This window comes from Lentilactobacillus hilgardii (assembly GCF_009832765.1).
GTDB classification, from domain to species: domain Bacteria; phylum Bacillota; class Bacilli; order Lactobacillales; family Lactobacillaceae; genus Lentilactobacillus; species Lentilactobacillus hilgardii.
Genome location: NZ_CP047121.1, coordinates 3,038,973 through 3,052,830 on the forward strand (window position 1 = coordinate 3,038,973; position 13,858 = coordinate 3,052,830).

The window sequence follows — 13,858 nt, forward strand, 5'->3', positions numbered from 1 at the left end:
TTACCACCTTTATTCCTAGTTATTTCGCAATAACTAGCTCGAAAAGTACGGCTCAAGAAAGACCGGTCCGGCTTAAGCGATACTCCATTGCGGTAATGGGCGCATTCCCAGTAACTACTACAATTGAAATCATAGTTACAACTTGTAGACTACTTTCATTTTCAATCTAATTGCCTTATCGCACCATTTCAAGGCTCTCTTCAAATTATCATGAAAACTACTCTTCTACGCATCGTTTTTTTTAATATCTGGTTGTCATTGACTAAGATTCTATTAACTTAACATAAGAATGTCAAGCCTTTTTCTTAAATAATGTGAAAGCCCCTTATTAAGGATCCCCAAAATAGCAAGCTAAACAACTGGTAAATTAACTTTCTTAGGCTGTGGTAAATGGTGAATCGCATGCTTCAATAAAAATGGTGCAATCATCGTAGATAAAATAATAACCAAGATTAAATCAGAATAATAGGTTGATGAAAGCACACCGGATGAAAAACCGATTTGTGCCGTAATTAATCCCATTTCACCCCGGCTAATCATACCGCTACCAATCATATAACTACTGTGAATATCAAACCCATTCAGCAGGGCACCAAGCCCACAGCCGAATAGCTTGCTCAGACATGCAAACACAGTCAGTACGCCGACAAAGCCTATTGAATGCCCGATATGAGCAAATGACATGTTTAACCCGATACAAACAAAAAACATGGGTACAAACAGTGCATATCCAATTGGTTCCATGTGATTTTCAATTAATCTTCGATAAGGCGTATGCGCAACGGCAATTCCCGCAAAAAAAGCTCCTACAGCGCCGCTAAGGCCAACTAAGTCTGCCAACCAGGCCATTCCAAGGCAAATAATCATTGACGTGATGGTGACACTTGATGCCATTAATAATCTTTCACCAATTTGCATTAAATAAGGCACGATCCACTTTACCATCAAATAGGTTATACCAAAGAAACCGATTTGCTCAACAAAAACCAAGATCAGGTTATCTGCGGACTGCCCCGTTCTAACGCCATGCGTTCCCATGATACTAATCATAATCGACAGTAAAATAACACCAATAATGTCATCAGCAACTGCTGCCCCAAGAATGGTTGCCCCTTCTTTTGTGTTCAGTGAATGATAGTCTCTCAGAACCTCAACGGAAATCGATACCGATGTTGCGCTGAAAACCACGCCAATAAAAATTGCCTCCAGTGGTTCAAAAGAAAAGGCCAAGCTAGCCGCTCCAATCATCACCACGGGAAAAATAACGCCAATAATGGCGACAATGACTGCAGGCTGTAAATATTTTCGCAATAATGCCAAGTTACTTTCAAGACCACCGATAAACATTAGAATAATGACCCCAATCCCTGAAAATGTGTTTAATAGCAAATCAAGGTGAATCCAATTCAAAATTGCGGGTCCAACAACGACGCCAACTAATATCTGACCAATAACAGATGGCGTACCCAGTCGATTGGACAAATGTCCTGCCAAAGTTGTCAGAATTAAAAGCAAGCACAATGTCCCGATAAAAGCCATGTCCACACGCCCCCTTTCTCGCAGAAGGATTCAAGAAATATCATGGCTTAATGATTATATGTACAATAAATCCCTTGAAATCATCTGATCTCAAAGGATTTATTTAAAAGTCGTTATTATTTAACCATTTCAATAGCCAGCATATCCCGAGAAGCATTGACAACTCGTTTTTTATGACATTGTCAATTGAACTCAATATAAACTGGATAATTTCCAAAGTCAAACAAAACCGAAGAATCGGAAACTGGTTTGCAAACTGTCATAATACAATTATTGAACGACTTTTACCGCTTTATTTGAATAAACAACATGAGCCCCTTTGCCAAATTCGTGAAGCGTAACATGATCAAATTCACCAACACGTTTATTAAAGGTTAATACAGTACCATGCGTATTGGATTTCCCATCGAGAACCAATTTTCCATTCAAATGAGCCGTGCCGTCAATATGTGCCTTATCACCAGCGTTCAATTGGAGAACACCGTTATTACCTTGCGTGTAATTGCCACTAACCGTAACGTTCTTAGAACTCAATGTAACGGTACCGCAATCAAGCTTAACAGCACCCTTTCCTAAAGCTTGATTATTATCAACAACTAAGGAACCTGCTTTAACAGTGGTTCCACCACTGTAGGAATTATCCCCAAGAACTGTCAACTTTCCGGAACCTTCCTTAATTAATCCACCTTTACCGGAAATGGCATTTTTCCAGGTATCATTCGCATTAAATCCACCTTTTGAAGCGTCCAGATTAACAGTGGTATTGGTTAAAAACTCACCGAATCCATTAGCTGCTTTAAATAAATTCAAACGGCCCCAACCTTCTGGATCATCAAGCATTGGGTAACCGGAAGGCAACCCGGTTGTATAAAGAACTTCTCTTCTTTGTGTATCGGACAAGTATGGGAATCTGGTTTTCAAAAGCACTTCAGCGCCCTTAGGAACAACCATCGGTTTATTTGTGCTGCTAATCGGTTTAAATCCATAAGTAAGTCGATAAGTGTAATCTTTAAGGTTTTTCTCGTAGTTTGCAAAAGTATCCTTCACAGTTGAATCACTGGCTTTGCTCAAATCTTTTTGAGCATCCTGATAAGCTTGATCAATTAACTGTTTGTTTGCAGGGTCATTTAATGTTGAAGCTGTCATGGCCGTGCCTAAAATTCGACCACCCATAACAGCAAACGGCGAGTGTCGTCCAGCGAGAACCCGGTCATAACCGACTTCTGAGGAACGGGTTATCAATTGCTGGAATCGTTGCGGGAAAACATACGCTAAACTCTCCCCAGTCTCAAAAGCAGCTGTTGTATGACCGCTAGGGAAATCATAGTCGTTTTGAGCTGCTGAGGCCATCACATTTGTCAAATAAGGGTTAACCTTGACCTGGCTGCTTAAACGGTATGGACGAACATATTTAATATATGCTTTAGGTGTTCCGGTGCTGGACCAATCGGATGCCTCATTGAGATCAACTAGCTTCACCACTGACCCTAGCTTGGAATTTTCATCCGCCCATTTCATCGAACTGTACGGTGAATTTGCAGGCAATGGAGAGCTTGGAACGGAATTAAAGTCAGTTTGTGCATTTGCGTCCTTAATGAATGCAGTTGCATAAGGCCCGAATCCACTAATTAAATTATATCGAAGATCTCGCCGATCGGTTAAGTACGATCGGTCAATTTCGGTCTGCGTTTCGTGATCGGTAATTTGAATTGATTTATTCAAATTTTCCTGCAATAGACCAGCATTTTTTTTGGTGCCATTCGGAGACCAGTAACTCAAAAATGTATTGTTAAAAATAGAAATCGCTGGATTACTATCCGGCGTAGTATTTGCTTTTACATTTTCCTTATAATGATCAATGAAATAACCGTAGGGTCCCTTCACAGGAGTTAACGCTTGTTTAAGCGACTGGGTTTCCGAACCCTTATTACTTGCAGCGTGAGTTTCTGATTCACCACCCATAAACGCAGCTCCGACGACTGATAAAACAAATGCACATTTTAAAACGTTTTTTAACAATGACTTCGATCTGCTTCCCATCAACAAAACCCTCCAAACAATAATATAATGACTAATAAATGCTTATCAGAATCACAATAATGGTCAAAACAACAAGTGAGATAATCCAGCCAATTTTAGGCGTTTGTCTCATTTCGTTAAGTACCGTCGACATGATTTTCACCGTCCCTCAAAAATTTCCTGATAATCATTCACCCTTCATCTATAAGGGTAAAGGTAGTGTGTAAATCGTCAGCCAATAATATGTAAAAAAAGCGTAAAAAAACAAGAAACCAAATCGGAAACCAACCTGCGAACTATTCGCGAACTGGTTTCTGATTTGGTTTCCGATGTTATTGCCAACTATTTCTCTGGTTGTCTGGCACCCATCACTCCAGAATACAACCTCCGAACCAATTCCGGATTTGCTTTTCCGGGATTCAATTCGACAATTTTACCGCTTGCACTATAGACAATCCATTCTGCCAAATTTACAATATGATCTCCTATCCGTTCAAGGAGACGAATAACCATAAAATAACTTGCACTTGACTGAACTGTTTCAGTATCATTATGAACTGCCTTTGTAATTTCATCCCGAATCAGTAGATATTGCTTGTCAACATCGACATCTTCTTTAGACAAGTTTCTAGCCGCCAGCTCATCATTTTTCGAATAAGCATCAAGCGCCTTTTCCAACATATCACGAACTTGATCTGTCATCTGAGCAATTTCTTTTTCGACACCCGGAATTCGAGCTTGACCTTTCATTCTGATTGTTTCACGGGCAATACTAACGGCATGGTCCCCTACCCGTTCCAAATCCGAACTGGCTTTTAAAATACTGATGATAACTCGAAAATCTGTCGCTACCGGTTGCTGAAGTGCAATCAACTTCAAGGCCTGTTTTTCAAGATCCATTTCTTCGCCATTAGTATTGTTATCAGCATCGATCACTTCTTGAGCAAGTTTTTTATCATGTTCGATAAATGCCTGCGTGGAATTATAAATCTGCTCACTGATATTTAACCCCATTTCAACAAATCGACCATGCAATTTTTTTAGTTCGTCGCCAAATAATGCTCTCATTCTAGCATCCTCCTATCCAAACTTTCCGTTAAGATAATCACTGGTTTCTTCTTTTTCAGGATTCATAAATAATTTTTCGGTTTTATCATATTCAACTAGATTCCCATTTAGCAAAAATGCTGTTCGATCGGAAATTCGCGATGCCTGTTGCATATTATGCGTCACAATAATAACGGTATATTTGTCATGAATATTTAACAGCGTGTCTTCGATTTTTGCACTGGAAATTGGGTCCAGAGCACTGGTTGGTTCATCAAGTAGGATAACTTCAGGTTGAACTGCCAAAACCCGGGCAACACAAATCCGCTGTTGCTGACCACCGGAAAATGAAAGTGCACTATCATACAGATTATCTTTAACCTCATCCCAAATGGCTGCTTGTTTCAAACTGGTTTCTACTCGCTCATCCAAAATACTCTTATCACGAATACCTGCCAAACGTAAGCCGTAAGCAACATTTTCATAGACGTTGAACGGAAACGGATTGGGCTGTTGAAAAACCATTCCAACACGCTTTCTTAATTCAACAACGTCAACCTTTGGTGCGTAAATATCCTTACCTTCCAGCTGAATCGACCCATTAATCGTCACGCCTGGAATCAGGTCATTCATTCGATTAAGGCATCGTAGATAGGTTGATTTCCCACATCCTGACGGGCCAATCAGTGCTGTTATTTCATGTTCTGCAAAATCCAAATTAATACCATGAAGCGCTTCAAATGAGCCATAATACAAATGAACGTCTTCAGAAGTAATCATTTGTTTTGTCGTTGTTTTAATTGTTGTCTTTTCCATATGAGGACGCTCCTTTTTAACCAAAATTCCCTGAAATATAATCCTCGGTTGCTTTTATCTGTGGATTTGTAAAAATTTTCTCTGTCTTATCATATTCAAGCACATGCCCCATATGAAAGAATGCTGTGTAATCAGCGATCCGGGAAGCCTGCTGCATGTTGTGAGTCACAATGATAATGGTGTAACTCTTACGCAACTCCTTGAGAGTTTCCTCAATCTTGGCGGTTGAAATGGGATCAAGGGCACTAGCTGGTTCATCCAGTAACAAAATATCTGGCTTCATTGCAACACAGCGAGCAATGCAGAGTCGCTGTTGTTGACCACCGGATAGTGCCAAAGCACTCTTGTCGAGGTCATCTTTTACTTCATCCCAAAGGGCGGCTGATTTCAAACTATTTTCAACTCGATATGCTAATTCTTGTTTATCTTTAATGCCGTTTCTCTTTAAAGCGAAGGTGATATTTTCCCGAATTGATTTTGCAAATGGATTAGGTCGCTGAAATACCATGCTAATGTGTTTACGGACTTCATAAACGTTAATCTTCTTACTATTAATATCAGTATCCCGATAAATGATTTTACCTTTAACGGTGGCAATCGCATCATTCATCCGATTTAAGCATCGCAGATAAGTCGATTTGCCGGATCCGGAAGCTCCAATCAAAGCTGTAATCCGATATCTGGGAAATTCCAGAGTTGCATCATGCATGGCATGGTTGTCACCGTAAAACACTTGCAAGTTTTCAGTTGTCAACGCCTTTTCGGTTGGAATATTAATAATGTGTTTTTGATCAAATGAATAAGTTTGCATAATTTCCTCCTACTTGGCTGCCGTCATCTTTTTAAACATCCAGTTTCCCAAGTATCGAGCACCTAAATTAAATAGTAAAATCACAACAATCAAAACCGCTGAAGCACCACTTGAAATTTGAAGGGCATCTGGTGTGACACCTTCAGTGTTCACTTTCCAAATATGCACGGCTAATGTTTCCGCAGGACGCATTGGATTTAGAAAACTGGTTGGACTAAACGGATTCCAGTTCGAGTAGCTGACAATCGGTGCGCTTTGACCAGCGGTATAGATTAAGGCGGCAGCTTCACCAAATACTCTTCCGGCACTTAGAATAATGCCAGTCAGAATTCCCGGAAGCGCAGCCGGAAAAACAATACCTGTAATCGTCTTCCATCGTGATAAACCAAGTGACAGCCCAGCCTCACGTTGCAAATCCGGTACGTCTTCCAGAGATTCTTCAATACTCCGCGTTAACAACGGCAAATTAAAGAAGGTTAAGGCAATTGCCCCAGCAAGAATTGAAAAACCAACATTAAATTTAATGACAAATACTAAATAACCAAACAAACCAACAACCACTGATGGTAAAGAACTTAGTACTTCAATTGCGGTCCGAATTAAACTGGTAAACCAGTTATTTGGTGCATACTCGGAAAGATAGATTCCTGAACCGAGTGCAATTGGAAATGAAATGATTAATGTTAAGACCAGCAAGTATAATGAGTTGAAAAGTTGATCACGGATACCACCGCCCGCTTTAAATGATTGGGCTGCAGAAGTTAAAAAATGCATCGAGACATGGGGGATACCTGTTACCAAAATATATCCTAGTAAGAAAACCAAGATGCCAACGACTGCAGTAACGAGTAGGTAGATGACGCCGGTTGCAACATTATTCGCAGCTTTTGAGTTCATTTTTTCAAGCTACCTCGCTTTCCAATGAATCGAACCAATACATTAAAGACCAAAGACATAAGCAACAGGATAAGCGCCAACGACCACAAGGCATTATTAGGTAATGTGCCCATTGTCGTATTCCCAATCCCAGTAGTAAGCTGACTGGTTAGAGTTGATGATGGGGTTAACAGCCCATGTGGCATCAGGGTTGCATTCCCAATAACCATCTGAACAGCCAACGCTTCACCAAAAGCTCTTGCCATCCCAAAAATAATAGCCGTCAAGATTCCAGGCGCTGCTGCTCGTAATACAACTTTATAAATTGTTTGCCATCTGGTAGCACCAAGTGCAAGGGAAGCAGATCGATAATACATTGGAACCGAACGAATACTATCAATTGAAAGCGATGTAATGGTTGGTAATACCATGACAAAGAGGACAATCGTACCAGCAAGAATCCCGAATCCGGTTCCACCAAATGCGTGTCGAATCAAAGGTACAATCACTGATAAACCAATGAATCCATAAACAACGGATGGAATTCCAACCAATAATTCAATAACCGGTTGTAAAAACTTGGTGCCTCTTTTGGGCGAAATTTCAGTCATAAACAGGGCAACACCAAGTGCAAACGGTGTTGCAACCAATGCCGCAAGTACCGTGACGCAGAAAGACGTTACGATCATTGGCAATGCGCCGACTTCCGGCTGACCATGAGAGTCAAGCATCCCCGGATTCCAGTTAGTTCCGGACAAGAATGCCCATAAATTAACATGGTTCTCCGTGAATGTCGCCATACCACGAGTCGTTATAAAGTATAAAATTGAGAGTACTAAGAATCCCACAAACGCAATACAGATATAGCTGATTGTTTTACCGAAGTAATCTTGATGAGTGGCTTTAGATGGATTACGCAATTCCTTCTTGATCCCGTCCATTTTAAGCTTATCCTCGGTTCCAGGCTTAATCCCTTCCATAAATTGATACCTCCTAATTTGAAAACAGTTCTGTCATAAGTCCCTTTAAAGCGGATAGAGGCCAGAGACAACAACACAGGTTTGCCTCCAGCCTCCACGTGATGAATCACTATTTAAGTTAGCTTATTACTATAAAATTAATTTACTTAGTTGTTACTGCGCCGCTGGCATTCTTTTGAACTTTCATGTCATGAATGCTGATGTACCCAAGTTTTTGAACCAGACTATCTTGAACCTTACTTGAATTCATGTAGTTTAAGAATTTCTTGGTTGCAGCATTTGGTTGACCTTTAGTGTACATGTGCTCGTATGACCAAATCTTCCACTTGTTATTTTCAACGTTTTGATCAGTTGGCTTAACGTTGTTAACAGATGGTGCTTCAATTTTACTATTAACATAAGAGAAAGCTAAATAACTAATCGTACCCGGTGTGCTTGAAACAATTTTTTGAACCGTTCCGTTAGAATCCTGTTCCTGAGTCTTGATAGCTTTAGCACCTTCAAGAACGGCGCCTTCAAATGTTGCTCGTGTACCACTTCCGGAAACACGGTTCACAACGTTGATTTTTTCGTTCTTACCACCAACTTGGTTCCAGTTCTTGTACTTTCCAGTGAAGATACCTTTTAATTGGGCCATTGTCAGGTTTTTAACACCAACACCTTTATTAACAACTGGAGTCATACCAACAACCGCAACTTTATGATCAACTAACTTATTGGCCTTAATTCCTGATTGCTGTTCTGCGAAGATATCCGAGTTACCAATTGTAACGGCACCTTCTTGAACTTGACTAAGTCCAGTACCGGAACCCCCACCTTGAACAGAAATGTTAACTTTGCTGTTGTCTTTTTGATAATCACTTGCTGCCTGTTCAACTAATGGTTGAAGTGCAGTTGAACCAACGGCCGTAATTTTAACGTTTGAGCTAGAAGATGATTTCTTTGATGAGCTTGCGCTGTTTGAACCACATCCGGCAAGTAAAACCCCCATGGCAGATAAAGCAACGATTGCTGAAAAAAAGGATCTTTTTTTCATGATATGATTTCCTCCTAATTTGAAACCCGTTTTTTTGGTACTCATTTAAGTACAGCCTTAATATATCAACGTCATGTAAATATCGAGTTTCGTTTATGTAAAAGTATCGTAAATGTCTCCGATTTTAGTCAAAAGTATGGCATAACTTAAGATGTAATCAATTTAACTAAAATGGAGGAAGAACAGATGCCATTGGAAATTCTACTAATCAGCCAAGATTTACAGCTAGCCAACAAGCTCGAAAAAATGTTGAATTCCTTTAATATCAAAATGCGGGTATCTTTTGAACCACTAGAACATCTCCTACAGCAAATTTCCGGTGTCGTCTGGGATTTAAGTAGCATTTCACTTCCAAACAACGCCTCAGAAATTCAGATTATGAGAAGCCAAGTGGCCGGCCCAATTTTACTTTTGGATAAAACCGACGAACCTGTTGAAACAATTTGCCGTTACTTTTTAAGTTATCATTTAGATGATTACATCCAAAAATCTTCTATTAAAGAAGTAGCTGCCAGAATTGTTCAAAAATTATGGGTCTATCAAAATAAGGATCGCTTGCAAATTAACAAACAGGGACAGGCCAACAGTAATCTAACTGCCGGACACTTAAAAATCGATTTGAATAAATTTCAAGTTAACAACGGTCATAATCGGCTGAGCCTAAGCCCCATTGAATATAAATTGCTATTATTCTTTATCAGCCACTCAAATACTGTACTTAGTCGTACTCAAATTGCTTCAGCTGTTTGGGGGAATACCAGTGGTGCAACCTTACGAATTATTGACACCCACATTAGTAATTTAAGAAAAAAGATTGAAAAACAACCTAAAAACCCACAGATGCTAAAAACAATCCGGGGATTTGGTTATCTCTTTAAAGTTGAAAATAAAACCGCTGACGCGAGTCACGTAAAATAATAAATGAGCTGAACCAAGTCTAAGACGTTGCTGTCTCGAACTTGATTCAGCTTATTTTAATTGATACTTGCAATGGAGAAGGACCTAAAGCTTAATCATTCTTCCGATTATAAAAACAATTTCATTTAATGAAACTTGGTCCTTAAAATAGCAGAAAACTTAAGGCGCAGCAAAACATTATCATACCAACGGCAAGCCAAAGGAACCGATTTGTTTTGATGTAAAGACTGAAAAACATCAAGTAACCAAAAAGCCCCAAAAAAGCAATGTTGATAAACAATTCGCCATAAAACAAACTAAGCAAACCCGTTATGATTAAACAAATGCCAACGTTAACACCCATTGAAGCAATCATCCAATCACGAAGATTAAGATCTTTATTTTTTGATGAATTTATGTAGTCGTTTAATTTTAATGATCTCTCCTTTGATGAACAGCTTATTAGTGACCTATTTTTATTAATGATATAGGTAATAATAGCCAGAACAATGAAAAAGAAAAAATGGCAGCTCAAAAAACGAAATCACTTTGAACAATCAGAATACGTCGGAAACACAATAACGATCGCCTCATTTTATGAAAAAGATCTCTATAATCTATAGTTTGCAAATTAAACGTCCGTATTTTTAGTGAGCTCAGATTATATTAAAAATGTCTATCCATATTAGGGAAAACGTCATGAAAATATATAGGATTTTAACTAGACATAATTACATAAATTATCGAATTAATAATTGAATTTATTTTAAATGCTTTTAAAGTTTTCACATATTCATACTGGTATGAAAAAAGACATGAAATCTTTATAGGTAAAGAATCAGCCATTATATTATTTGTCTAAGACTGCTTAATAAAATTAAAAAATAAACATTTTATGCTTAATGTTTCAGAAAAATATATGGTATTTCCTGTCGATAAGTTGTAAAATGTTCAATAATTGATCAAAGTTATTTTCAAAAATTGAAAATAACTCAAGAGAGGAGATTGATTATAATGGACAGTGTCAAAAATGATGTCACAACCTATCCTGCTTACTTAGCTGGAAAGTGGCAAACAAGTGAATCGCGAGAAACCATCGCGATTACCTCGCCTTGGCAACATGACGTGATCGGCAAGGTTCAAGCCGTTACTCAATCAGAAGTCGACCAAAGCATTAAAGCATCAAAAAAAGCGCAACACGCTTGGGCATCCCTTTCCCTCGGTGATCGTGGACAATACCTTAACCAGTGGGCAAATGAGCTCGAAAAAGACAAGGAAGTTATTGCCACTTCAGTGATGACTGAAGTTGGAAAAAACTATGATGATGCTGAAAAGGAGGTCACTCGGACAATCGATTTGATTCGTTACACTGTGCAGGAAGCGTTGCACATGCACGGAGAGAGCGTGCGCGGTGACGGATTTCCGGGTGGATCTAAAGAAAAACTTGGAATCATTGAACGGGTACCGCTTGGCGTTGTTCTCGCAATTTCGCCGTTTAATTATCCTGTCAACCTGGCAGCTTCTAAAATCGCCCCAGCGTTAATGGCAGGAAATGGTGTTATTTTTAAACCTGCAACCCAGGGATCAATTAGCGGCATTAAAATGATTCAAGCGTTGGATCGGACTGGTCTGCCAACTGGATTGCTAAGTTTGATTACCGGTCATGGTTCCGTAATTGGTGATTATTTAACTGAACACCCGGGAATTAATATGATTAGCTTTACTGGTAGTACCCAGACCGGAAAACATCTTTCACAAAAATCCATCATGATCCCACTGGTCCTTGAATTAGGCGGTAAAGATCCGGCTATCGTATGTCATGATGCTAACCTTGATTTAACTGCTAAAAATATTGTCAGTGGTGCCTTTTCATATTCTGGGCAGCGTTGTACCGCCGTTAAACGTGTCCTTGTCGATGACAGCATTGCCGATCAATTGGTCGCAAAATTGAAAACTGCCGTTGAAAAGCTTTCAGTTGGTTCACCAGTTGATGATAATGCCATTGTGCCGTTAATCGATAACAAATCCGCTGATTTTGTCCAAGGTTTAATTGACGATGCCCTTTCCAAGGGTGCAACACTCATAACCGGTAATCATCGCGATAAAAATCTATTAGCCCCCACATTATTGGATAACGTCACAGAAGATATGGATGTTGCATGGATTGAACCATTCGGACCGGTTTTGCCGATTATTCGAGTTCACTCCGTTGCGGAAGCAATTGAAATTGCGAACAAATCCAATTTTGGATTACAAGCGAGCGTCTTCACTCAAGATATCGATAAGGCACTCGAAATTGCCGGTGCCGTCGAGGTTGGAACTGTTCAAGTCAACGGTCGTCCCGAAAGAGGTCCTGACAACTTTCCATTTCTGGGTGTTAAAGCTTCAGGTATGGGTACTCAAGGTGTTCACAACAGTATTTTATCAATGTCCCGTGAAAAATTAACTGTCATGAATTTAAAATAAAGATTTTTAACAAAAGGAGCCAAAGCAAAAACGTATTTTGCCTTGACTCCTTTTCAAGTCCTAAATAAATAATCCGGTATAAGGGACAACAATGCTAATATTATTGTTATAACATTTACCACTTACCTGCCGAGAACCTTTTTAGCGCTTGCGGTGAAAATAGATAAACTGGTATACAAGAATTGCTAGAACGATTAACAAAAATATTAACGATTTGATGCTAACTGCTCTGGTTCCTAATAAAATAAAGGCACCCGTTATTAATATCATCTCAAACATTTCGCCACAAAATAGTAATAGTGTTTTTGTAAATGGGGCATTCATACTTATTCGACCTTTCCATTACAGATTGACACTCGCATCATTTGTAAGACATATGATATGAAGATTTACATAGATTGTTTTTTAATGTAAGCGTTTCACTATAATGATATTGTATCATTCTTTTACTAAATAATTAATGGCTTTACGATCATTTCGACAACAAATCACCTTTGATTAAATTAATCACGAAAAATAGTCATTTAATCACTAGCCATGTTTTCATTTTTAAGGGTTTGCTTTTACAGCTGATTTGTTTTTTTTATCTCATCAAAACACAGTTTTACAAAGTCACTGCCATAAGCTTCTTTCAATCGATATTGCCAATTTTCCGGAACTTCTATTTCGGAAACGATCGGCTGTAACCATTGATTTGTTGGTAATAGTTTAAGTAATTGGTGCTTTGTAAACTGTGAAAATAATAAGTTTTGACCGAAAAGCTGAGCTATCTTTCGCTGAAATTCTGGATGATCCATTCTGATCAACAAATGATTTGCATTATTTCTATCACCCAGCATTAACGTTGCTTTCGGGAAATCTGACACTAAATCAAACCGTTGCAATTTATGAGCTTGCGCAATATCAGGTGTCATTCTAATATACCAAATCAATTGATGACGTTCTAATTCGACTAAAAGCTTTAGTGTACTAAGATCAGTCCCGCTCATTTGAAAAAAAGATGCTTTCATTTCTGTGTGATTTAAATGGGTTTGCAAAAGATTTTTAAGCAGATCAAAATGATGTGGATCCCCCCACAATATTTCCAATTGCTGAGCATGTTTCAACCAAACCGGATGTGTTGCAATTCTAAGCGTTAGCCATTGAGGGCCTCGTTTCGTTGTTTTTCTCAACAGCCAATAGGAACTTGCAGTTGAACGCGCAAAGTTTCGTGCTAATAATTTTATGCCAACCGGCAGCGAATCAATCACTATTTTTTCAAGCCGATTTCGATAATCTGGTGTTGTTGTAAATGAAAAATCAGGAATAGATGGACGTAGCTTAACCATAACCATCCTTCTTTCGTTAACTCGTCAAGTATATTTAAGTACC

At 38.9% G+C, this 13,858-nt stretch carries 11 protein-coding genes and 1 other annotated feature (1 of these 12 running past the window's edge); of the genes, 2 read left to right on the forward strand and 9 right to left on the reverse strand.

Features of this window, described 5'->3' with window-relative positions; all coding sequences use genetic code 11:
• Window positions 1-242, reverse strand: a binding site (T-box leader); it reaches 21 nt to the left of the window's first position.
• A gap of 109 nt (window positions 243-351) precedes the next feature.
• The 8 genes from GQR93_RS14390 to GQR93_RS14425 form a co-directional block, all read right to left on the reverse strand.
• Window positions 352-1,539, reverse strand: a complete 1,188-nt coding sequence (locus tag GQR93_RS14390; RefSeq protein ID WP_003550916.1) for a cation:proton antiporter — start codon at window positions 1,537-1,539, stop codon at window positions 352-354.
• Between the two features lie 270 nt (window positions 1,540-1,809).
• On the reverse strand, window positions 1,810-3,579 hold the full coding sequence (locus tag GQR93_RS14395) for a phosphatase PAP2 family protein (RefSeq protein WP_159298820.1): 1,770 nt from the start codon (window positions 3,577-3,579) through the stop codon (window positions 1,810-1,812).
• 321 nt (window positions 3,580-3,900) lie between these two features.
• On the reverse strand, window positions 3,901-4,626 hold the full coding sequence (gene phoU / locus GQR93_RS14400; RefSeq protein ID WP_003550928.1) for a phosphate signaling complex protein PhoU: 726 nt from the start codon (window positions 4,624-4,626) through the stop codon (window positions 3,901-3,903).
• 12 nt (window positions 4,627-4,638) lie between these two features.
• A complete protein-coding gene (gene pstB, locus GQR93_RS14405; RefSeq protein ID WP_035444172.1) occupies window positions 4,639-5,421 on the reverse strand; it encodes a phosphate ABC transporter ATP-binding protein PstB in 783 nt (260 codons plus the stop codon).
• A gap of 16 nt (window positions 5,422-5,437) precedes the next feature.
• Window positions 5,438-6,232 (reverse strand): phosphate ABC transporter ATP-binding protein PstB, encoded by a 795-nt coding sequence (gene pstB, locus GQR93_RS14410; RefSeq protein WP_003550938.1) that lies wholly within the window; start codon window positions 6,230-6,232, stop codon window positions 5,438-5,440.
• A gap of 9 nt (window positions 6,233-6,241) precedes the next feature.
• The gene (gene pstA, locus GQR93_RS14415; protein WP_003550940.1) at window positions 6,242-7,129 is read right to left on the reverse strand and encodes a phosphate ABC transporter permease PstA; all 888 of its coding nucleotides are present in this window, start codon (window positions 7,127-7,129) and stop codon (window positions 6,242-6,244) included.
• The gene (gene pstC, locus GQR93_RS14420; RefSeq protein WP_035444484.1) at window positions 7,126-8,049 is read right to left on the reverse strand and encodes a phosphate ABC transporter permease subunit PstC; all 924 of its coding nucleotides are present in this window, start codon (window positions 8,047-8,049) and stop codon (window positions 7,126-7,128) included. Before pstC ends, pstA begins: the two co-directional genes overlap by 4 nt.
• A gap of 181 nt (window positions 8,050-8,230) precedes the next feature.
• Window positions 8,231-9,124 carry a phosphate ABC transporter substrate-binding protein PstS family protein gene (locus GQR93_RS14425; RefSeq protein ID WP_133281490.1) on the reverse strand — a complete coding sequence of 298 codons (894 nt, stop codon included), beginning with the start codon at window positions 9,122-9,124 and terminating at the stop codon, window positions 8,231-8,233.
• A gap of 171 nt (window positions 9,125-9,295) precedes the next feature.
• Between GQR93_RS14425 and GQR93_RS14430 the strand changes: the two genes are divergently transcribed.
• Together GQR93_RS14430 and GQR93_RS14440 are read left to right on the forward strand one after the other, a co-directional pair.
• Complete coding sequence (locus tag GQR93_RS14430; RefSeq protein ID WP_003550947.1) at window positions 9,296-10,042, forward strand: winged helix-turn-helix domain-containing protein; 747 nt, start codon at window positions 9,296-9,298, stop codon at window positions 10,040-10,042.
• 993 nt (window positions 10,043-11,035) lie between these two features.
• Entirely contained in the window at window positions 11,036-12,487 is a 1,452-nt protein-coding gene (locus tag GQR93_RS14440) for an NADP-dependent glyceraldehyde-3-phosphate dehydrogenase (protein ID WP_003550950.1), read from the forward strand.
• A gap of 563 nt (window positions 12,488-13,050) precedes the next feature.
• On the opposite strand, the gene GQR93_RS14445 is transcribed toward GQR93_RS14440, so the two are convergent.
• Window positions 13,051-13,821, reverse strand: coding sequence for a hypothetical protein (locus tag GQR93_RS14445; protein WP_003550951.1), 771 nt, complete (start codon window positions 13,819-13,821; stop codon window positions 13,051-13,053).
• Between the last annotated feature and the right edge of the window lie 37 nt (window positions 13,822-13,858).